Genomic DNA, 22545 nt, shown 5'->3' on the forward strand with positions numbered 1-22545 from the left:
GCTCACCCCTCGTCGGCGCGCAGGGTGACCCGGACGTCGCCGAGCCCGCGGGCGATCAGGACCTCGCCGTCGGGCAACGGTTGCCAGCCGCCTGCCCACACTCGTTGTACGCGCGCAGAACACGGCACCTCGACCTGCACGGTCTGCCCGGCACCGACGTCCGCGACCGTCCACCCGATCAGACGCACCGGTTCGTCCTCCGGCCGCAGGTAGACCTGCACGACCTCGCGCCCCTGCCGTTCGCCGGTGTTGGTGAGCCGCACCGAGACCGTGTCGATCACATCGTCCACAGTGGACGTGGAAGCCTCGCCGTACTGCCACGTCGTGTAGCCGAGTCCGTGACCGAACCAGAACAACGGGTCGGAAGCGCCCCGGTAGCCGATCGCCGTGCCCTCGGTGTAGGGCAACGAGCCGTCGGACGGCACCGGGCTCAACGCTTGAGAGTCGGTGCGCGGGAACGTGGTGACCAGCCGCCCGGCCGGTTCGATCGCGCCGGTCAACGCGGCCGCCACGGCGTCACCGGCTTCCTGTCCGGGCAGGCCTGCCCACAGCACGGCGTCGACCTGCGCGAGCCACGGCATCAGCACCGGCGTCGCGGCGTTCACCACGACGACAGTGCGTTTCGCGGCCGCCGCCACCGCCGCGACCAGCGCGTCCTGCTCGCCGGGCAACGCGAGCGTCGTCTTGTCGAAGCCCTCGGTCTCCTGCTCGTCGGTGAGGCCGACGACCACGACCGCCACGTCCGCCTCGCGCGCGGCCCGCACCGCGGCGCCGATCGCGTCGGCGGGAGGGCGGGGGACCGGCTGGGTGATCAGGCCGACCAGTGCGGCGGCCTCGCGCACGCGGGCCGTGATGCGGTCTCCCGGCGACACCAGGACCTCGGTCGTCCAGGACGGCGGCTTGAGCAGCGCCTCCTCCACGATGCCGTCGGCCCAGGCCAGATGGGTGTCGTGCTGCTCGCCGGACACCTCCAGCGTCCAGCGGCCGAACCCGCGCACCCCGACGAGCATCCGCGCCGGCTCGGACAGCACGACCTCGCCGGACACCTCGATCGACGCGGCACCCTGCGCCCACCCGCCGAACGCGGCGAGCTCGGCGACCTCCATCTCACGTGAAGCAAGCACCTCGCCCGATGCGGCGAACGTCGTGGCACGGATGTCGCGCAGGACCCCGGCGCCAGGAGCTGCGTGCCGTTGCCGCACCTCCACACCGTCCACAACGGACACGGCATCGCCCAGCAACGACGTCAGGCCGTCGGCGACGCTGACGACGTGCGGCGGCCGCAACCCGGCCGAACCGCCACCTTGCGCGACGGTGTCGATCGCGTGCCGGCCGATCAGCGCGACGCGGGAGGCGTTGAGCGGCAACACGCCGTCGTTCTTCAGCACGGTCATCCCACCCGCGGCGAACCTGCGCAGCTGCTCACGGCGAACCGCGCTGTCCGGCGCCGGCACGTCCGTCGGCCAGGTGCGCTCGCCGAACGCACCGGTGCGTGACGCCAGGAGCAGCAGGCGCCGCACGTGGTCGTCGACCGTCGACTCGGCGACCTCACCCGCCTCGACGGCCGCGACGAGCTTGTCCTCCCACGGGCCGCCGGGGCCGGGCATGACGAGGTCCAGGCCGCCGTTCGCGCTCTCGGCGGTGGACGACGTGGCGAACCAGTCGGACACGACCACGCCGTCGAAACCCCACTCGCCCTTCAGCACGCGCTCGACCAGCTCGGTGTGCTCGGTGGCCGGGATGCCGTTGACCTTGTTGTAGGCAGCCATGATCGCCCACGGCGAGGAGTCCTCGACGACGATCTCGAACGGCAGCAGGTACACCTCGCGCAACGTCTTCTCGTTCAGCACCGAGCTCACCGTGCGCCGTTCGGTCTCGGACTCGTTGGCCACGTAGTGCTTGGGCGTCGCCGCGATGCCGTTGTCCTGCAAGCCCTGCACGTACGCGGCGGCGAGCGCCCCGGTGAGCAACGGGTCCTCGCTGTAGGCCTCGAACAACCGGCCACCGAGCGGCGTGCGGTGCAGGTTGATCGTCGGACCGAGCACGACGTGCACCTGTTGCGCGGCAGCCTCGTCCGCGAGCACCTCGCCGACCTCGCGGGCCAGTGCGACGTCCCAGTGCTGGGCGAGCAGCGTCGCGTTCGGCAGCACGCAGGCGATCACACCGCCCCGCAGCTCCGCGCCGCGCACTCCGGTCGGCCCGTCGGACAGCTTCAGCGACGCCAGCCCGATCTCCGGTTCCGGCCACAGGGCGAAGAGCGCGGAACCCGTCAGCAGCCGCACCTTCCTGCGCAGGTCCAGGCTGGTGATCGCCTTCTCGATGTCCATGTCAGCGAGCACACCAGAAGCGCCGACCGAGTGGTCGGTCGGTATATCTGCCTGTGACTGTTCGGTTATCTCACGGTGATCTGACGCTCGTGCGGGAACATCGCGAATGACAGGTGATCGCGAGGCTGCTCGCGGCGATCCGATGAGTTCCGGGCGTCACTCGAGTCAACACTGGTGACACGAGGAAGGAGCGGAGATGCCGAAGTTCGTGACCATCGGATACGGAGACCGCGAAGGCTACGACCGGACCCCGGAACCCCTGCGCACCGAGGCGCACGCCCACGACGACCGCCTGCGTGCGGCAGGTGCGGAGATGGGGATCGCGGGCGCACCCGTGCAGGTGCGCAACCACGAGAACGCCGGTGTGACCGTGGAGGACGGACCCTTCCAGAAGTCGGCCCTGCCCGTCGCGGGGTTCGCGATCATCGAGGCGGAGTCGCTGGAGAAGGCCGTCGAACTGGTGTCGAAGACGCCGTGCGCGGTCGGCTACGGCGTCGTGGAGGTGTGGCCGTGGCAGTCAGCGCAGGGGTGACCTGTCGCCCACGGACCACTTGTGTCCGAACGGATCGGTGAAGCCGCCCTGCCGGTGCGTTCCCCACGGCAGCTGGTGGTCGACGACCGGGGACCCTGCGACGGCACCGGCGGCCACCGCGCGGGCGATGAACGCGTCGGGGTCGTCGGTGAACACCTCGACGCGGACGCTCGTGACCCCGGCGGGGCTCGACTCCGCCGGGTTCTCGGGGTTGTTCTCGTGGAGGAAGAAGGGCGCGCCGCCGATCTGGAGACCGGCGACGCCGCCCAGGTTCCACAGCTCCTCGGCGCCGAGCGCGGTCCTGTACCAGGCGACCGCGGCGTCGGCGTCGGGGACGATCAGCATCACGGAGATGACCGGAGGTACGGACATGCCGGACAGCTTGCCGGATCAGCTCACAGATCGCTGAGCAACCAGGCGACGTCCCTGACGAGCGCGTGCCGCCAGCCGACGCGGTCGTGCCCGGCGGGCGACCGGTTCACGCGCACGGTCGCGCCCGCCTGAGACGTCAGCTCCTCCACGGCCTCGCAGTGCCGGTGCATCCTCGGTTCGTGCTCGCCGACGTCGAACGCCACGCGCAGACCGGACAGATCAGGGCCTGATCGAAGGCGCTCGGCCGTGTCACCACCGGCAGGTCCGTCGAGCGAGATCCCGTGGCCCGGCAGGTCGCGTGCCCACCAGAACGACCCTGACTGGCAGGCCACCCGCGACACCAGCTGCGGGAAGTCCAGCGCCGCCTGGAACGCGCTCAGCCCGCCGAGACTCTGCCCGGCGACCACGAACTTCGCAGGGTCGACGGTCACGCCGTTCGACGCCAGCAGCGGCAGCAGCTCGTCCTGGATCGCCTGCCACAAACCGGGATTCGTGTACTCGGCGTCGCGATCCCGCGGTGTGGGCAGGAAAACCAGGGTGGGCATCGCGTCGCCCATCGCCGACTCGAACGCGGCCACGGCCGGATGCACGTACATCCAGTCATCGCCGTCGAGCAGCAGCACGACGGCGTCACCGCCCTTGTGCACGCGCACTGTCTTACGCCCCAACGCACCGTTCCACCTGATGCGCAACGACGGCACGTCCAGCACCTCGTCCGGCCCGACGACCGGCCAGTGCGGCTGCGGCTCCAGGTCCGGGGTCGAGAAGATCGACCTGTCCGGGCCCGCTCCCGAGGGGTTGAGCGGGTCGGCGAACTCCTCGCCGTCGCACAGGAAGTGGTACGTGACGCGCAGCCGCGCGGGCATGTCGACCTCGGCGCACCAGACGTCGCCGCGCTGCTGCAGCTCGACCGGTTCCAGCACGCTCTCGAACCGCAGGGTCGCCGGGCCGCCGCGCCACTCGAACACCGTCATCGGGCCACCGCCAGCTGGTAGGAGGAGTCGCGGCCGAGCAGGTCGCGGTGAGTGCCCTCGCCCGCCACCGCGCCGTCGGACAGGACGATCACGCGGTCGGCCACGTCGAGCAGCGCCGGGCTGCTGGTGATCACGATCGTCGTGCGGCCGCGGCGCAACGCCGTGACGTTGCGGGCGATGAGCTGTTCGGTCACCGCGTCCACGGCCGTGGTCGGGTCGTGCAGCACCAGGATCTCCGGATCCGCGGCCAACGCACGCGCCAGGGACAACCGCTGGCGCTGGCCACCGGACAGGTTCGCGCCGCGGTCTCGCACGGCGTAGTCGAGGCCTTCGGAGTGCAGTGCCACCACGTCGGTCAGCATCGCGGCGGCCACCGCTTCCTCCACCAGCGCACTGGAACCCGACGGGTCGACGTTCTCCCGCAACGTTCCCGCGAACACCTCGTGGTGTGACGGGTTGACCAGAAGGTGTTCGCGCACGCTCTCGATCGTCAGCGACGCGATGTCCCGCTTGCCGACCTTCACCACGCCCGCGTGCGAAGCCGGTGGCACGTCGACGGACAGCAGCGCCGCGAGCTCGGCCGCCGCCTGGGGCTGGTAGGCCGCGATCGCCACGAACTCACCTGGCCGCACAGAGAAGCTCAGGTCCCGCAACGTTCCGTGCGTGACACCGGAGACCTCCAGGCCGCTTTCCGGGCCGGGCACCTCGACACCGGGCGTCATCAGCGGCGGTGCGGCCAGGACCAGCGCCATCCGTTCGGCGGAGGCGCGCGCCATCATCACGTACTTCGGCATTTCCGAGAACATCTTCAGCGGCTCGATCAGGAACTGCGCCAGGCCGACGGCCATCACCAGCTGACCGATGGTGATCGTGCCCTGGAACGTCAGATGTCCCGCCCACAACGTGACCGCCGCCGCCAGCAACGAGTTCAACGCCAGGGCCGTGCCCGCGTAGACGCCGTTGACCCGCGCCACGACGATCGACTGCTTCTTCGCCTCGGTGCTCACCCGGCGGTAGGCCTGGAAAGCCGCGTAGCTGCCACCAAAACCGTGCAACGGCCGCAGACCCGCGATCAGGTCCGACACCTTCGCCCCGGCCCGCGCGACTTTCGCCTGCTGCACCCGGGTGTTCGCGCCGATCCTGCGCGACATCACGCTCAGCACGGTCAGGATCGCCGCCGTGCCGGCGAACACCAGCACGCCGAGCGGCACGCTGATCACCGCCAGCACCACACCGGTGATCACCACCGACACCAACGAGCTGACCAGCAGCGGCACCACCTCGATGATGTCCGCGGTCTGGTCGGCGTCCTCCGTGGCGATGGTCAGCACCTCGCCGGACTTCAGGTCGACGTCGCGCGCCACCGGTTGCAGGCCGTGGTCCGCGACCGCGACGCGCCACCGGTGCGCCTCCGTCGTGTTCGCCTTCTGCAGGATCCGCATGCCGAACCGCCACGAGTACGACACCGTCGCCATGACGAGCCCGAGCGCCAGCAGCGCGAGCCCCAGCGAGCTGAGCTCACCGCCGCGCAGCGCGTACTCGACGATCACGCCGAGCAGGATCGGCACGGCGGTCTCCGCGGCCTGGTACGACCCCATCAGCAGGGTGCCGGACGCCATCGCGCCGACGTTGCGGCGCAGGGCGACCCGCAGGATCTCCTTGCCGGTGCGGACTTCAGTGTTCGTCAACGTGGCGCGCAATCGCTTCGGGGGTGGACAGGGCCAGCAGGTCGCGGATCGTGACGACCGGACCGAACTCGCGGCGGAGCAGGCCGACGAGCCGCACCGCGAGCATCGAGTGCCCGCCCAGGTCGGTGAAGCCGCTCGCCACGCCCACCTCGTCCTCGTTGAGGTCGAGCGCCTCGGCGAACAGCTCGCGGACCACGATCTCGGTCTCGGTCAGCTCCCGATCTTCCTGCTGGACCAGGGTGCCGAGCGGGCGGGCCTCGGGCAAGGCGCTCGTGTCGGCCTTTCCGTTGACCGTCAACGGGATCGCGTCCACCGCGGCGTAGTGCGTGGGCCGCAGGTAGTCGGGCATCCCGGCGCCGACCTCGGCCGCGATCGCCCCGATGTCCGCTCCTTCGTCGAGAACCAGGTAGGCCGCGAGCCGGTACGCGCCGTCGACCTGAGGGTCGGCCTGCGCCACGGCGGCGACGAACCGCACGCCCTCGTGCGCGGCGAACCGCGCTTCGACCTCGCCCAGTTCCACGCGGTGACCGCGGATCTTGACCTGCTTGTCCGTGCGGCCCAGGTAGAGCAGGTTGCCGTCGGGGCGCCGGATCACCAGGTCGCCCGTCCGGTACATGCGCTCACCCGGCACCCACGGACACGCCACGAACCGTTCGGCGGACTGCCCGGGTTGCCCGAGGTAGCCCCGCGCGATGCCCACGCCGGACACGTAGAGCTCGCCCGCGACACCGTCCGGAACGGGCCGCAGCCACGGGTCCAGCACGTACACGTCGGTGTTGTCGATCGCCACGCCGACCACCGGGTCGACGCAGTCGAACGTGCCGACGCCCAGCGTGTTGATCGTGTACTCCGTCGGCCCGTAGAGGTTGTAGCCGATCGTGCCGGGGGTGTCGGCGAGCAGCTGCCACAGCGTCGGCGTCACGGCCTCGCCGCCCAGCAGCACCAGCGCCGGCCTGTGGTCCGCGTCGAGCAGCCCCTCGGCCACCAGCTGCTGCGCGTAGGTCGGCGTCACGTTGATGACGTCGATCTCGTGCTTCAGGCAGTACTCGACGAGCCCGGTCGCGTCACGCCGCAGCTCCTCGTCGCAGATGTGCACCTCGTGGCCGTCGGCGAGCCAGAGCAGCTCCTCCCACGACATGTCGAACGCGAACGACACGGTGTGCGCGATCCGGAACGTCCGGTGCCCGTGCTCGGCCAGCACCGGTTCGAAGATCCGCCGCTGGTGGTTGACCAGCATGTTGGTCAGACCCGCGTACTCGGTCACCACGCCCTTGGGCTTGCCGGTCGAACCGGACGTGTAGATCGTGTAGGCGGCGTGCTTGAGCCTGTTCGGGTTGTCGGGCTCGAACGTGATCACGGGTTCTGCTCGTGGCCACGGCATGTCGAGCTCGAACGTGGTGCCCTGGATCCTCGGCGCCACCGCGCTGGTCGTGATGATCAGCTCCGGTCGCGCGTCCTCGACGATCGCGGCGATCCGCTCGTCCGGGTGGTCCAGCTCCAACGGCACGTACGCCGCTCCACACCTGAGGATGCCGAACAGCGCGACGACCCAGTCCAACGACCGCGGCACCGCGATGGCGACCGACGTCTCCACGCCGATGCCCTTGTCCTTCAACACTCCGGCGAGGTGCCGGCTGCGGTCCCTGAGCTCCGCGAACGTCATCGTGTCGCCGTGGGAGACCAGAGCGATCCGGTCCGGGTTGCGGTCGGCCGCGGTGTCGAACAGGTCGACGACTGTCTTGTTCCCGAAGTCGTTGGGCGCGTTGAGCTCCGGCTTCGGACCGGTGGCCTCGATCGCGCCGATCTTGTTCTCTGACGTCGCCAGGTCGTCGAGGATCCGCAGGTACTCGTCGAACAACCGTTGCGCCGTGGCGGGTTCGGTGATCGCGGGCCGGTACTCGAGCTTGACCGTGAGCTGCCTGCCCGGCGTCACGACCCAGGTGAACGGGTAGTGCGTCGAGTCCTCGAACTCGTGGGCCGTGATGCCGTTGACCGCGTTGAACTCGGTGAAGGTGTCGTCGTCGAGGAAGTTCTGCAGCACGAACAGGCTGTCGAACAACTGGTCCTGCCCGCTGGCGCGCTGGATCTCGCCGAGCCCGATGTGCTCGTGCTCCATCGCGTCGACCCGCGAGGCCTGCACTCCCGCGAGGAACGTCGCCACGCTGTCGTGCGGCTTGGCGGACACCCTCATCGGCACGGTGTTGAGCAGCACGCCGACGATTCCCTCGGTGCCTTCCTCCTCACGACCGGAAACCGTCACGCCGAACACCGCGTCACCGCGCCCGGTCTCGCTGCCCAGCAGAAGTCCCAACGCGCCGGTGACCACCGAGTTGAGCGTGACGCCGTTCTCGCGTGCCGCGTTCCGGACGCGTTCCGACTGCTCTGCCGACAGCGTCCGCACGATCTTGGTGGGCAGCGAGTCCGAAGTGGACTGTCCGGCCAGCAGCGTCGGTCCCGGCAGGTCCGCGAGGTACTGAGCCCAGAACCGTTCGGCGGTGCTCGCGTCCTTCGCGGCCAGTGTGCGCGTGTAGTCCTCGAAGCTCGGCGTGGCAGGTGCGTCGTCGAGCGGCTGGCCGTTGAGGATCGCCCGGTAGGCGTCGAAGAAGTCGCGCAGCACGATCTCGCGCGACCAGCCGTCCCACAGCAGCAGGTGGTGGCTGAACAGCAGAGCGTCCCGCCCGTCCGGCAGGCGCAGCACGGCCATCCGCACCAACGGCGGCGCGCTCAGGTCGAACCCGGTAGCCCGGTCCTCGTCCCGCAACGCGTCCACGGCCTCGCGGTTGAGCACGTCGACGACCCGGACCGGCACCGTGGCGTTCGGCGTGAGCACCTGGACGGGCGATCCGTCCTCGTCCTCGAACCCAGCACCCACCACCGGGTGCTTCGCGATGACGTGCGCCATCGCCCGCTCCAGTTTGTCGGCGTCGAGCCGCCGGTCGAACGTGAAGCAGGTCTGCGCCACGTAGTGCCCGGCGTCCCCGGCGAGCTGGGCCTGGAAGTACAGCCCTCGCTGCAACGGCGACACGGGCGCCGTCCGCCGAGCGGTGTTCGACGCGTCCGCGATCCGTTCCAGCGCCAGCAACCACCGGGCCGCGATCTCGTCGGACACGTCCTCGCTCAACGCGAAGGTGGCCCGCAGGCTCCCGGTCTCGGCGTCGAGCCAGGAATTGACCTCGACCGCGTACGGACTCGGCATGGTGTGGTCGAGGTGGAGCGCCTGGTCCTCGCTGCCCCTGCCCAGGTAGTTGAACAGCACCTGCGGTGTCGGCAGTGCTTTCAGGACCGGGGCGGTCTGCGGGTTGAGGTACCGCAGCTGGCCGTAGCCGACGTGGGCCCGCTCGTCCGGCTGCCTGCTGGTGAGTTCGCGGGCGGCCTCGACGGGGTCGGTGTGCGCGCTCAGCTTCACCGGCGCGATGGACGTGAACCAGCCGACTGTGCGGGTGTAGTCGTGGTGGTCGCGCACCGGGACGCGGCCGTGGCGTTCCAGCTCGATGACCAGATCCGTTGGGGTGCCTTGGATTTCGGTCAACGCTGTGCGGAGTGCACCGGCGAGCAGCTCGGTGAGGCCGATGTTGAGGGCGGTGGGGGCGGTGTGGACTACGCGGTTGGTGATGGCTGCGGCGAGGGTGACCGTGATTTCTCGCTGGGCGCCGATTTGTGGGGTGAGGGGTGGGGTGTCGAGGACCTCGATCCAGCGGTGCAGGTCGGCGCCGCTGGACTGGGCGTCCAGGGTGAGGGCGTCGGCGTAGGACTGGAACGGGGTGGTGGTCGGGGCGAGGTCTATGCCGCGCATGGCGGTGGTCAGGTCGTCGAGGAGGATCAGCCAGGAGACCGAGTCGACGGCCAGGTGGTGGACCACGACGACGAGCGTCTTGGTGGGCTCCAGCCAGGTGAAGGCGGCCATGACGCCGGACTCGGGGTCGAGGCGGGCGGCGGCTTCGTTGGCGGCGACCTGGGGGTCGTCGGTGGTGGCGAGGATGACGGCGACCTGCGGATCGTCAGAATTGTCAGACCCGCTTGAGACGATAGGAGTGGGGACCCGATCCCCCCAGGGGGCCTGCCAGTCCGGATCGATTCCGAGCGACCATACGCCGTGCTCCACCGTGAGCCGCATCCGTAGCGCCGCGTGCGCCTTCACCACGGCCTCCGCAGCCCGCTGCGCCTCCTCCAAACTCGAACACGGCAGCTGCCGAGCCTGCGCGAACATCCGGAGCTCGCCCCCCAGCTCCCGCTGCCGCAACACGATCGGCGTCGGCACCACCGGCCCGTCCGCCGCTGTTTCGAGAGTACGCGGGGAGCTTTCGTACTCACCGAGAGTACGAAGGGCCCCCACGTGCGCGGCGAGAGCGCGGGGGGACTTGTGCAGGAAGAGGTCGCGGGGAGTGAACCGCAGACCGTGTGCGCGGGCACGGTTGACGACCCCGATCGCGATGATGCTGTCCCCACCGGCCGCGAAGAAGTCGGTGTCCGCGTCCACCGCAGAACCCGGCAGCGCCGCCGCGAAGATCTCCACCAGCGAGGAAAGCGCCGGAGCTTCCGAAGTGGCCGGCAACGGCTCCTCGTCAGAGGTCCGGGCCCGCTCGGCCAGCGCACGACGGTCGAGCTTGCCGTTCACCGTCAGCGGCAACGCGTCCAGGAAGAGGACCCGCTGCGGCACCATGTGCACCGGCAGCTTGGTACCCAACACCCCCAGAACGTCCACCGAAGGCTTGCCCACCACGTGCGCGACCAGGTGGTCGGCGGTGTCCGCCACGGTCACGGCGACGTCCACGACGCCGGGAACCGACAGGATCGCCGACTCCACCTCACCGAGCTCGATGCGGAAACCCTTGAGCTGCACCTGCAGGTCGGCGCGGCCGAGGAACTCCAGTTCTCCGTCCAGGTTGCGGCGAGCCAGGTCTCCCGAGTGGTACATCCGGGAGCCGTCGCCCGCGAACGGGTCCGCGATGAACCGCGACGCCGTCAGGCCCGGCCGGCCGTTGTAGCCCAACGTGACCTGCGGGCCCGCGACGTAGATCGTGCCGACCTGGCCCGGCGGGACCGGCCGGAGGAACGAGTCGAGCAGGTAGCACCGCAGGCCGGCGATCGGGCCGCCGATCGGGCTGACGTCGAGGCCGAAGTCGCGCTCTTCCAGCAGGCGGTACGTGGTGTGGACGGTGGTCTCGGTGATGCCGTACATGTTGACCAGCTCGGGGCGGTCAGGGCCGTAGCGCTCGACCCAGCCGCGCAGACGTCCCAGGTCCAGGGCCTCGCCCGCGAAGATCACCCGTCGCAGCGACGAAAGCGGCACGTCGGAATGCAGGTCCGCGTCGACGAACTGGTAGAACGCCGAAGGCGTCTGGCAGAGGACGGTGACTCCGCGGTCGAGAACCAGCGCCCGGAAGTCCAACGGTGACCGGGTGAGGCTGTGTTCGGGCACGATCAGCTGACCGCCGTGGGTCAGCGCGCCCCACAGCTCCCACACCGCCACGTCGAACGAGTAGGTGTGGAACTGGGTCCAGACGTCCGAAGGGCCGAACTCCATCTCCGGCGCGGTGTTCACGAGCAGCGAGACCACGTTCTCGTGCGACACCACGACGCCCTTGGGGCGCCCGGTCGAGCCGGACGTGTAGATCATGTACGCCGGGTGGCGCCAGTCCGAGGCAGGTTCCACGAACGAGGCGGGCACGACGTCGTCGGTGGTCAACACACGAGCCGAGACGCCGGCACGGGCGAGCATCGCGGAGAAACGGTCCTGCTGACCCGGTTCCACCAGGGCGACCTGGGGAGCGGCGTCCGCGAGCACGAACTCCAGACGGTCGTCCGGGTAGGCGAGGTCCAGCGGCACGTACGCGGCACCGGCCGACACGATCGCGATCAGCGCGGTGACCTGCTCCAACGACCGCGGCAGTGCGACGGCCACACGAGTGTGCGGGCCGACGCCGCACGCCTGCAACGTCGCCGCCAGCCGGGTCTTGGCCTCCGCGAGCTCGCCGTAGGTCATCGACTCGGACGTGCCGTCGAGGCGGCAGAACGTCACGGCGGTCGCGGCCGGGTCGCGCAGAGCGGCCCGGTCGAAGAGCTGCGCCAACGTCACCGGCGTGATGTCCGCGCCGGCACGGGTGTCCGCGAGCACGGGAACCGGAACGGAATCACCGGTCAACAGCCCGGTGAGCGTGTCGACGAACGCGCGCACGATCCGCCGCGCGCCCGGCTCCCGCACCACGAGCGTGTCGTAGATCAGGTTGAACCGCAGAGAACCGTCGTGGTCGCGCTGGACCTCGATGGTCAACGGGTAGTGCGGCGCGCCCTCGTTCACCACGCCGGTGATCTCGAAGCCCTCGCACCGGAACGCAGACACGTCCAGCGCGATGTCGAACACGACCAGGGTGTCGAACGCCGCCTGCCGGCCGATCCGGGAGAGCGAGACGTGCTGGTGCGGCAGGACGGCGGTCTGGTGCCGCTGCACGGAAGCCAGCAGCTCGGCCGCGCTCACACCACCGCACCACTTGGCGCGCACCGGAATCGTGTTGATGAACAGGCCGACCATCGAGTCGATCCCGGGCACGTCCGCGTCACGGCCCGACACCGTCGACCCGAACACGACGTCCTGGCTCTCCAGGATCCCGCCGAGCGTCACGCCCCACGCGCTGTGCACGGCCACGCTCAAGGAGACTCCGGCCGCCCGCAGCATCTCGTCGAAGCCAGAAGGTGCGTCGATCGCGGTGTCGGCGAACCGTTCCGACGGCTCATGGCCCTCGACGACCAGCGACGGACCCGGCAGTCCGGCGAGCTCCGACGCCCACACGCGGTCGCTCTCCGCCGCATCGGCCCGGACGAGCCAGCGCACGTAGTCCGCGTAGCTGCCGCGCGTGTGCACCGAACCCGGCACGTCGTACTCGGCCAGCAACGCGCGCAGCATCGGCGGCACCGACCAGCCGTCCGCGATGATGTGGTGCACGGTCTGCACCAGGACGTACCGCTGCGGAGCCGTCCGGATCAACGTGTAGCGCATCAACGGCCCGCGGGCGAGGTCGAACCCGGCGACGCGGTCCTGCTCGGCGAACGCCTGGACCTCCTCGTCGGTCATGCCCTGACCGTCCACAGTGGAGAAGTCGGGGCGGACCCCGGACTCCAGCACCGAGACGACCCGGCCGTCGGGCAGCGCGACGAACCGCGCGGCGAGGTTCGGGAACAACTCCAGCACTCGGGTCGCGGCCGCTTCGAGCCTGCGGGCGTCCACGGATCCGGACAGCGTCAGCAGCTGCTGCTCGACGTACCGGTGGGCGGACTCGTCGTCGAAGACCGAGTGGAAGTACATGCCCTCCTGCAACGGCGTCAGCGGCAGGACGTCGCGCAACGCGGGACCGTCCAGCGAGTCGACGTCGGCCTGGGTCAACGACACCAGGTCGAAGTCGCTGGGGGAGTGGCCACCGCGGGTCAACGCGGCCAGACCTTCCAGCGCTTCCACGAAGTACGAGCCGATCTTCGCCGTGTCCTCGGAGGTGAACACACCCGACGGCCACGAGATGACGGTGACGAGCTCCAGCTCGCCGTCGGCACCCGGTTCGGCGGAAGCGTTGAACTCCAACGCGCGAGGCAGCCTCATCGCGGGATCACGCTTCTCGCCCAGCTGACCTGCGTTCTCCGCGAGCTGCCAGTCGCCGGTCGTGCCACCACCGAACCGGCCGAGGTAGTTGAACAACACCTGCGGCCGTGGCGAGGAGAAAGTGCTGTCCCCCAAGTACTTCAGCGCACCGTACGAGACACCGTTGCTCGGCACTCGTGCGAGGTCTTCCTTGACGCGCTTCAACGCCACCGCGAGATCGTCGCCGGACCCCGGATCCACCGTCACCGGGAACAACGTGGTGAACCAGCCGACCGTGCGCGACAGATCCGGGTCGAGCGGCACGAACCGGCCCTCCCGGCCGTGGCCCTCCAGCTCGACGTGCGCGAACGTCTGGTCCTGCCCGTTGTCCCGCCGCCACCGGGCCAGCGCGACCGCGAGACCGGTCAGCAGCACGTCGTTGACCTTGGCGTGGAACAACGCGGGTACGTCACCGAGCAGCGCGGCGGTCGCGGCGGCACCGACGGTGACCGTGCGAACCTGTTCGCCCGCAACGACATCGGACTCGGTGAGATCCCGGCGACCGATCAACTGGTCCACACCCGGCAACGCGCGCTGGTAGTACGAGTGATCTGCCGAGAAGTCCGCCTGCTCCAGCAGCTGCGTCCAGCGGCGGAACGACGTCCCGACCGGCTGGAGTTCAACGGCCGCACCGGAAGAGACCTGCTGCCACGCCGAAGCGAGGTCGTCGAACAGGATCCGCCACGAGACACCGTCGATCACGACGTGGTGGATCACGATCACGAGCTGACGAGCCTCGGAACGCCACACCGCGCGCAGCATGACGCCCGCGTCCGGATCCAGGCCCGCGGTCGCCAGAGCAACGCACTCCTCGACCGGCGCGTTGCTCTCCTCCCACAGCGCCTGATCATTTTGGGCAGCGCCCGTCGCGGGGATGTCGAACGACCAGCGCTCGCCCCGCACCAGCCTGGCGCGCAACATGTCGTGCCGCGCCACCACGGCGTCCAGGATCCGGGTGAGCGCATCAGCGGTCAAAGCCGCCGGGGTGTTGAGCACCACCGACTGCACGAACCCGTCGACGGCGTCCGTGGTCTCACCGAGCCACTGCACGATCGGCAGACCCGCCACCGGACCCGTCGGAACGTCGTCGTGGTCGACGGTCGAGGCACCGTCGAGCGACGCGACGGCGGCCAGTGTGCGCGGAGTGCGGTTGACGAAGATCTGGGTGGCGGTGACGAAGATTCCCTCGGCCCGCAACGCCGACAGCAGCGAGATCGCGAGGATGCTGTCACCGCCCAGCTCGAAGAAGTCCTGGTCGGTGCCGACCTGCTCGACCCGCAGCACCGAAGCGACGGCGGCGCACACAGCGGCCTCGACGTCGTTGGCGGCCGCGGTGACCGGCCCGGTCTCGACCGTCGGTTCCGGCAGGGCGCGGCGGTCGAGCTTTCCGTTGGGGGTCAACGGGAACTCGCTCATCACCACGACGTGCGCGGGCACCATGTACTCGACCAGGTGCTCGGTCGCCCACTGCTTCACCGCGTCCGCGGTCAGCGAGCCGTCGGCCGGCACGACGTACCCGACGAGGTAGTTGCCGCCCGCCGAGTTCTTCTTCACCACGACACAGGTGTGGCGGACCCGCGGGTGCTCGGCGAGCGCGACCTCGACGTCCTCCAGCTCCAGCCGCATGCCGCGGATCTTGACCTGGTTGTCGACGCGGCCGAGGAAGTCGAGCGACCCGTCCGGCGCGAACCGCGCCAGGTCACCGGTCCGGTAGAGGCGCGAGCCGTCCGCCGCGAACGGGTTCGCGACGAACCGCGACGCCGTGAGGCCAGGAGCGTTCACGTATCCGCGGCCCAGCAGGAAACCACCGATGTACAGCTCGCCGCCGACACCGGGAGGACACGGTCGCAGCTGGTCGTCCAGCACGTAGAGGTCGGTGTTCGGGTTGGCCTTGCCGATCGACGTCGACAGCCGCTCCGCCTCACCGCGGTAGATCACGTGCGAGACGCCGATCGTGGCCTCGGCCGGGCCGTACCCGTGGTACATCGGGATGTCGAGCTGTGTGCGGAACCTGTCGTACAGCTCGGGAGTGAGCACCTCGCCGCCGCACCACACGTGCCGCAGGCTCGCCAGCTCGCCCTCGCCCGAGATGTTCAGCAGCACGTCCAGCATCGACGACACCAGGTACACGAACGTCACGCGGTGGCGGGCGATCGTGTGCAGCAGGTGGTGCGGGTCGCGCTCGCCGCCGGAGCGCACGACGACGGTCCGTCCGCCGCACACGAGCGGCAGGAAGATCTCGTTGATCGAGATGTCGAACGACAGCGGCGCCTTGAACAGGGAAGCGTCGTCGTGTCCGAAGTGGAGGATCTGGTGCACCTGCCACAGCAGGCGTTCACTGATCGCCTCGTGCCGGATCATCGCACCCTTGGGGCGGCCGGTCGAACCGGACGTGAACATCACGTACGCGAGCTGCGGACCGAGGATCGTGACGTCGGTCGGTTCGACGGAGTAGTCGGAGAAAGCCCACGCGTCGAGGTCGACCGCGACCGCTTCGGGTTCGCCCTCCCCACCGGTGCCGAGGAGCAGGACGACCTGGGCGTCGGTGATCACGGACTCGCGGCGGGAGGCCGGCCACTGCGGGTCCAGCGGCACGAACGCGGCCCCGGCCTGCAGCACGGCGAGCAGGCTGATCACCATCTCGGCCGAGCGGTCGAGCGAGATGCCGACGACCTGCTCGCTCCCCAGACCGCGTTCGAGCAGGTGGCGGGCGAGCTGGTTGGAACGGGCCAGCGCCTCGCCGTAGGTGAACGCGCGGTCGCCGTCGTTGATCGCGACCGCGTCCGGGCGCAGGCGGGCCTGCTCGCGGAACAGCTCGACGATGCTCGGCCGGTCGCGCGGGAACTCGTTGTCGTTCCACCGGGCCAGGTCCGCGAGGCGCTCCTCGACCGTCTGGGACGTCAGCGTGCCGATGGCGCGGTTCGGGAACTCGGCGAGGTCGTCGAGAGTGCGCTGCGCCGCAACCGGATCGACGCCGGAAGGCAGTGGAATCCGCCAGCCGTCAGCTTCTTCGACGACGTCCCACCGCTGCCCCTTGTCGGCCCAGACCAGCAGATCCCCGAAAAGCGTTGCAGGGGCGAGATCGAGCCCGTCGACCTCGAGTGCGGGGTTCGCCCAGTGCGTCAGCGCCACCGCACTCGCGACGGCGATCGTCCGCTGCGGGTACTCACCGGCACGGCGCCGAACAGAGGCGATCCGGTCGGTCGAAAGCAGCACCTGTTCCATGAAGGTGAGCCTAACCTAAGTGGCCGATGATCCGAATCGCCAAGCGGCCCAAAGCGCCGCGTAACGCCCGTCACGCGCCACGAGTTCTTCGTGCGTGCCCTGCTCCAGCACGCGCCCGCCGTCCAGCACGGCGATCCGGTCCGCCGCGATCGCCTGGGTCAGCCGGTGGGCGACGAGAAGCGTGGTGCGGCCCCGACAGGCGGCCAGCGCGGCCCGTTCCAGCGCGGCGGCACCCTGGCTGCCCGCCTCCGCCGTCGACTCGTCGAGCACCACGACGGGGGAGCGGCCGAGCACGAGCCTGGCCAGCGCGATCTGGGCGATCTTGGTCACGTCGAGGCGCTCACCGCCCTCACCGACATCGGTCTGGAGCCCGGAAGGCAACGCTTCGACCCACGTGTCGGCGCCGACGGTGCGCAGAGCGTCCATCAGCTCGTCGTCGGTCGCATCCGGCGCCGCCAGGCGGAGATCTTCCGCGAGCGGACCGGCGAAGACGTGCGCTTCCTGGGTCAGGATGCTGACCAACGCGCGGGCGCCGGCCTCGTCGACGTCGGCGAGGTTCGTCTGTCCTATGTGCACGGATCCGACCTGCGGGGTGCCCGTGCCGGCGACCAGTGCGGCCAGCGTCGTCTTGCCCGCGCCGGTCGCGCCGACGAGCGCCAGCGAGGTTCCGGCGGGGATGTCCAGGTCGATGTCCTGGAGCACGTCGTGCTCGGATTCGGGATACCGGAAGGAAACCCTGCGCACCGACACCGGAAGCGGTTGTGCGTCGGCGTCAACGGCGACCGCACTGCGGACGAGCTCGTCACCGTCGGATTCGGTCAGCACACCGACGAGTCGCGTCAGTCCCGCACCGGACTTCTGCGCCTCGTCGAAGAAGGCCATGATCAGGCCGAGCGGCACGAACAACTTGTGGAACAGCAGCGCCGCAACGGAAACCTGGCCGAGCGACGACTGCCCGTTGGTCACCAGGAAGTACCCGACCACGATGATCAGCCCGAGGCCGATGAACTCCGCGCGGTTCTCCCTGCCGATGAACCGGCCGAAGAACCGGAAGACGTCGATGCCGATGTTGCGCACCCGCCACGACTCGGCGGTCACCCTGTCCCGGAACACGTTCTCCAGGCGGTAGGCGCGCACGGTGGCGATGCCGTCGAGACCGCTGATCAACGCCTGCGCGCGGTCGGCCTGCGCCTCGGAACGCGCCCGGTAGAGCGGCTGCGACCGCGGCAGGTACCAGCGCAACGCCAACGCGTACGCGGGAAGCGCGCAGGCACCGGCGACGCCGAGGCGCCAGTCGAGCCCGAACATGCCCGCGGTCGCGATGACGACCAGCACGGCCGCCGAGAAGATCGTCGGAATCGCCGTGCGGAAACCCTTGGAGATGACGGCGACGTCGTCACCCACGCGGGACAGCACGTCACCGCGGCCGACCTGCTCGATCCGCGCGCTCGGCATCCCGAGCACCGCGCGGACCGCACCTTCTCGAAGTCTGGCGAGCATTTCCGCGCCGACCCTGCCGACCAGGTAGGTCGACACAGCGGTCATGACCGCGCCGGCCAGTGCGGCCACGACCGTGGCGATGCCGATCGTCCACAGGATCGAGGCGTCTCGGCCCTGCACGATCCCGTCGACCACGGTGCCCAGCAGGAACACCGGGACGATCTGCAGCACCGCCCCGGCCACCGTCGCCAGCACGGTGGCGATCGGCAGGCCGGGAGCGGAACGGCAGTGGTCGAACACCCACCGGCGGGCCTCCCGCCCGGTTGCCGTGCGCAGGACGTTCGCGGGCACGGCGGAGACACTCGTGGTCACGAGGGAGACCTTTCGGTGGGTGGAGATCAGCCGGCGGACTTGGCCGACTTCACCAGCTCGTCGACCGCGTACGGCATGGACGCGAGCGTCGCCTGCGACATCGCGGCACCGATGGCCGGACCCTCGCTGTCGAGCAGCCAGTGGACCTTGCCCGCCTTGACCGCGGGCAGGTTCGCGAAGAGCTGGAAGTTCTTCAGCGACTTCTGGTCGGCCTCGTCGGCGATCACGAAGATGCGGTCGACGTTCATGAGGTCCATGCGCTCCGGCGACAGCGTCGTGTAGAACTTGCCGCCCGCGATCTCGTCGATCTTCGTGTTGCCCTTGAAGCCGATGCCGGTCAGCAGCTGGCCGCGCACGTCGGTGGTGGTGAACGGCGCGACGGCGTCCTTGTACCAGGACGTGACGACCGCGGTCTCGTTCGCCCAGCCCGGGTTCGCCTTCTTGGCCTCTGCCATCTTGTCGTCGATGGCCTTGATCATCTTGGCGCCCTCGTCACCCTTGCCGATCGCCTTGGCGACCTGCAGCGCGTTGTCCTGCCACTTCGCGCTGAACGGCTCCTTCTCGGCCTTGGTGCGGCCGACCGTCGGGGCGATCTTGCTCAGCTTGTCGTACCAGGCCTGGTCCGCCTCGGAGTACACGGCGACGATCAGGTCGGGGCGCAGCTGCGCGATCTTCTCGTAGTTCGGCTCGGTGTCGCCGTTCTTCATGACGACCTCGGGCGTGGTCGAACCCCACTTGTCCTTCACCCAGGCCCACTGGGTGTTGATGTCGGGCTTCTTGCCCTCGGGGTTCGGGTACTGGTCGACCATGCCGACCGGGACGACGCCCAGCGCGAGCATCGTCTGGTCGTCGGTGTAGCCGAGGGAGACGACGCGCTTGGGCGCTTCCTTGATCTCCGTCTCGCCGAAGAAGTGCTCGACCTTGGTCGGGAACGTGCCACCGGAGGCGTTGTTCGCGTCAGGCGTCGACGTGGGCGTGGACGAACCACACCCGGCGAGGACGCCGGCGCCGACCACCACGGCTGCTGCCACGGCGGTCAATCGCTTCCAGGTCATGGTCGTTCGCTGGCCCATTCGGCACCTCGTTCTCGCTGCCCACGCGGCGGTGGAAATTAGGACAGCCGAACCTTATCACCCACTTAGGGCAGGCTAACCTAGTCCTTGGTCACTCTTCGATACCACGTGAGTCCGCCCGATCGGCACGATCAACGGCCGCTCGCTGACCGGGTCGTCGATGACCTTCGCCTGCAGGCCGAACGTGTCCAGCAGCAGGTCGCTCGTGATCACCTCGCTCGGGTGCCCCTGCGCGACGATCGACCCGGACTTCATCACGATGAGGTTGTCGCTGTAGCGAACGGCGAGGTTGAGGTCGTGCAGGACCATGACGATCGTGCAGCCGCCCTCGTGCAGGTCGTCGACGAGGTCGATCACGTCGATCGCGTGCGCGAGGTCGAGGTACGTCGTCGGCTCGTCGAGCAGCAGCAGGTCGGTGCCCTGGGCGAGCGTCATGGAGATCCACACCCGCTGCCGCTGACCGCCCGAGAGCGAGTCGACCGGGCGGTGCGCGAGGTCGGCGACCCCGGTCATCTGCAACGCTTTGGCGACGACGTCCGCGTCGTCGCTCGACCACTGGCGCACCCAGCTCTGGTGCGGGTGCCTGCCGCGTGCGACCAGGTCGGCGACGGTGAGGCCCTCCGGCGCGATCGGGGTCTGCGGGAGCAGGCCCATCCGCTTCGCGACGTCCTTGGTCTTGAGCCGCGCGATGTCGTGACCGTCCAGCAGCACGGTTCCCTGGCGCGGTTTGAGGAGCCGGGACAGCGTGCGCAGCAGCGTGGACTTGCCGCAGCCGTTGGGCCCGATGACCGTGGTGATCACCCCGGTCGGGACGGAGACGTCGAGGTTGTCGAGCACGATGCGGTCGGCGTACCCGACCGTGACGCCCTCGGCCCCCAGTCGGGCGACATCGTTGCGCAGCGCGGTCATAGGGAAACCTTACCTAACTGGGTTGTCCCCATGACCGCACACTTCCGCGCTCAGCCGATGGGGCCTCCGGTGAACTCCATCGGTGTGTTCCACGGCGGGGACGGCGCGGTGTAGAGCCTGCGCGCTCCGACCGGGCCCGTCAGCACGCCGATCTCGGTGCCCTTGACGGGGAACACCCGCACCAGGGCTGCCGGTCCGGCGTCAGGTGCGACCTGTTGCCACGCTTGGAAGTTCTCGCCGATGGTGATCGTCGCGCACACGCCGCAGTCGCCGGTGGCGGTGACGACGGTGCGCCCCTCGACCTCGCCCGCGGACAGCACGTCACCGGTGACGTGCTTCGCCGCGGCGTCGGCAACGGGCCGCCACTGGCCCTCGAACCCGCTGTCTTCGTCGTAGTGCAGGTACGACAGCGAGTCGCCGACGCGTGCGAACGCGTAGACGCCGTAGGCACCGTCGCCGCTCAGCACCACCCTGCTGGGGAACCGGCCGCCGGGCAGTCTGCCGAGCAGAGCCGGCACAGTGCCCTGCACGTGCTTGAACACGTCGTACTCGCCGGTCGACGTCCGCGCCACGATCAGCGTCCACCCGGTCACCCTGGAGACGACGGACATCTCGCCCGTGTAGTCGGTGGTGTAGTGCCCGAAGTCGCGCCACGGACGGAACTCGGGCGACTGCGAGTAGCCGAGGATCTGCTCTCGCACGTACAGCTTCCGGAGGCGTTGCTGCGGCGTGCCGTCACCCCTGTCTCCCGCCGCGTACACCGAGATCGTGCCGTCGCCGCGGCGGGAGATCTCGGGCTTGCCCTCCATGCGCCCCGCGAGCGACGCGACGTGCGGCAACCTGTCCGTGGGGACCCGGTGCAGGGTGACGTCACCGGTGGAGGCGGACGTGCTCGCCAGCGTTGCGATCCCGTCACCCGCCACTCCGTCGGACACCCCGACGTACTGGCCCGTCGCCTTGGTCGTCGTCCAGCCCCGCTCGCCGCCGTTGAGGTCGTACAGGCCGCCTGTCGTGTCGACGCCCAGGACGTGCGCGTCGTCGATGCCCGGCGGGAGAGCGATCGACGCGGGCCCCTCGGCGCCGGGAGCCGGCCTGCTGGTGTTCGGCATCGGCAGATCCGTCACCTCGCAGTCGGTGGTCGACGCCGTCACGTCCAGATCGGTGCCCCAGCCGTGGCCGACGACCTTCTCCGCGTTCCACGTCGGCACGTGTTCCAGGTAGTAGTTCCACACCAGATCGCCGGTGTCGGCACGCACCGAGTAGTAGATGTCCCCACCCGGCGACAGGATCTGGCCCCCCGGCCGCCAGTCAGCCGAGGCGTCGACCTCGTCGTAGATCATCGCGCGTTCGGTCGTGCGGTCGAAGCGGAAGCGGTGCAGGACGTTCTGCGCGTCACGGGCCTGGAGCGCACCGGGAGCGCTTCCCGTGATCGAGTGGAACCGGCTCCAGCCGACGTCGATCGTCCGGCCGCTGCCGCCGCTCCACTGCCCCGACTGTTCGTTGAACATCCACCACCGCAGGCGGTCGCCCTCGAGCGTGTAGAGGGAGCCCTCGGCATCCGTGGTGATCTTGTCGCGCTCGGTGAGGTAGCGCTGCCAGCCCCATCCGATGGTCTCGTACTGCAGTCCGTTCGGGTACGTGTCCCAGCCGCTGCCGTTGTACCGCAGCCTGCGCAGCTCTCCACTGGTGGTGATGTTGTAGACGCGCCCGTCGGCACCGGCGAACGTCTTGCCGCCCCAGCCCCACCCGACCTGCTTCGCTCCGGCCCAGGCGAACGAGCCGTTCACCGGGTCGGCGTGGTCGTACAGCCACAGGTCGCCGTCGGCCTGCATGGTGAAGATGCGCACCGTCGGTTTGCAGGTGGCGGGCAGCGCGGCGGCGTTCTCCGCGGTGAGTGCGGTGATCGTGCCCGCCGCCAGTGCGACGGCCAGGCACAACGATCTCAGCTTGGTGCTCAAGAGAAGCCCCCAGGTCGAGCCGGGCCCGAACGCCCGGCGGTCCGCGAG

General features: G+C 69.7%; 10 protein-coding genes. 1 reads left to right on the forward strand and 9 read right to left on the reverse strand.

Going from position 1 to position 22545, the window contains the following annotated elements; translation table 11 throughout:
- Nucleotides 1-2: 2 nt before the first annotated feature.
- Nucleotides 3-2327: a glycoside hydrolase family 3 protein gene (locus ACFOWZ_RS00335; RefSeq protein WP_382366984.1), complete on the reverse strand. Its 2325-nt coding sequence runs from the start codon at nt 2325-2327 to the stop codon at nt 3-5.
- A 196-nt stretch (nt 2328-2523) separates the two neighbouring features.
- Between ACFOWZ_RS00335 and ACFOWZ_RS00340 the strand changes: the two genes are divergently transcribed.
- Entirely contained in the window at nt 2524-2859 is a 336-nt protein-coding gene (locus tag ACFOWZ_RS00340; RefSeq protein WP_382366986.1) for a YciI family protein, read from the forward strand.
- On the opposite strand, the gene ACFOWZ_RS00345 is transcribed toward ACFOWZ_RS00340, so the two are convergent.
- From ACFOWZ_RS00345 to ACFOWZ_RS00380, 8 genes are all read right to left on the reverse strand, one after another.
- Complete coding sequence (locus ACFOWZ_RS00345) at nt 2845-3231, reverse strand: VOC family protein (RefSeq protein ID WP_382366988.1); 387 nt, start codon at nt 3229-3231, stop codon at nt 2845-2847. The two genes, ACFOWZ_RS00340 and ACFOWZ_RS00345, sit on opposite strands and share 15 nt — an antisense overlap.
- 23 nt (nt 3232-3254) lie before the next feature.
- Nucleotides 3255-4205 carry an alpha/beta hydrolase-fold protein gene (locus ACFOWZ_RS00350; protein ID WP_382366990.1) on the reverse strand — a complete coding sequence of 317 codons (951 nt, stop codon included), beginning with the start codon at nt 4203-4205 and terminating at the stop codon, nt 3255-3257.
- Nucleotides 4202-5893: an ABC transporter ATP-binding protein gene (locus ACFOWZ_RS00355; protein ID WP_382366992.1), complete on the reverse strand. Its 1692-nt coding sequence runs from the start codon at nt 5891-5893 to the stop codon at nt 4202-4204. The genes ACFOWZ_RS00350 and ACFOWZ_RS00355 overlap by 4 nt, the downstream gene beginning before the upstream one ends.
- On the reverse strand, nt 5880-16745 hold the full coding sequence (locus tag ACFOWZ_RS00360) for an amino acid adenylation domain-containing protein (protein WP_382366994.1): 10866 nt from the start codon (nt 16743-16745) through the stop codon (nt 5880-5882). The genes ACFOWZ_RS00355 and ACFOWZ_RS00360 overlap by 14 nt, the downstream gene beginning before the upstream one ends.
- Nucleotides 16746-16760: 15 nt before the next feature.
- Nucleotides 16761-18557, reverse strand: a complete 1797-nt coding sequence (locus tag ACFOWZ_RS00365) for an ABC transporter ATP-binding protein (protein ID WP_382366996.1) — start codon at nt 18555-18557, stop codon at nt 16761-16763.
- A gap of 26 nt (nt 18558-18583) precedes the next feature.
- Entirely contained in the window at nt 18584-19612 is a 1029-nt protein-coding gene (locus tag ACFOWZ_RS00370) for an iron-siderophore ABC transporter substrate-binding protein (RefSeq protein WP_382366998.1), read from the reverse strand.
- 93 nt (nt 19613-19705) lie between these two features.
- Nucleotides 19706-20539: an ABC transporter ATP-binding protein gene (locus ACFOWZ_RS00375; protein WP_382367000.1), complete on the reverse strand. Its 834-nt coding sequence runs from the start codon at nt 20537-20539 to the stop codon at nt 19706-19708.
- 50 nt (nt 20540-20589) lie between these two features.
- The gene (locus ACFOWZ_RS00380; RefSeq protein ID WP_382367002.1) at nt 20590-22497 is read right to left on the reverse strand and encodes a tachylectin-related carbohydrate-binding protein; all 1908 of its coding nucleotides are present in this window, start codon (nt 22495-22497) and stop codon (nt 20590-20592) included.
- Between the last annotated feature and the right edge of the window lie 48 nt (nt 22498-22545).

Origin of the sequence: Lentzea rhizosphaerae (assembly GCF_042649515.1) — a bacterium.
In the GTDB taxonomy this organism is placed as follows: domain Bacteria; phylum Actinomycetota; class Actinomycetes; order Mycobacteriales; family Pseudonocardiaceae; genus Lentzea; species Lentzea aerocolonigenes.

What these genes read in the sequence shown, in the direction of transcription:
- ACFOWZ_RS00350 (WP_382366990.1), bottom strand. Translation starts at nt 4,205, where the DNA reads ATGACGGTGTTCGAGTGGCGCGGCGGCCCGGCGACCCTGCGGTTCGAG.
- ACFOWZ_RS00340 (WP_382366986.1), top strand. Translation starts at nt 2,524, where the DNA reads ATGCCGAAGTTCGTGACCATCGGATACGGAGACCGCGAAGGCTACGAC.
- ACFOWZ_RS00375 (WP_382367000.1), bottom strand. Translation starts at nt 20,539, where the DNA reads ATGACCGCGCTGCGCAACGATGTCGCCCGACTGGGGGCCGAGGGCGTC.
- ACFOWZ_RS00345 (WP_382366988.1), bottom strand. Translation starts at nt 3,231, where the DNA reads ATGTCCGTACCTCCGGTCATCTCCGTGATGCTGATCGTCCCCGACGCC.
- ACFOWZ_RS00360 (WP_382366994.1), bottom strand. Translation starts at nt 16,745, where the DNA reads ATGGAACAGGTGCTGCTTTCGACCGACCGGATCGCCTCTGTTCGGCGC.
- ACFOWZ_RS00335 (WP_382366984.1), bottom strand. Translation starts at nt 2,327, where the DNA reads ATGGACATCGAGAAGGCGATCACCAGCCTGGACCTGCGCAGGAAGGTG.
- ACFOWZ_RS00370 (WP_382366998.1), bottom strand. Translation starts at nt 19,612, where the DNA reads ATGACCTGGAAGCGATTGACCGCCGTGGCAGCAGCCGTGGTGGTCGGC.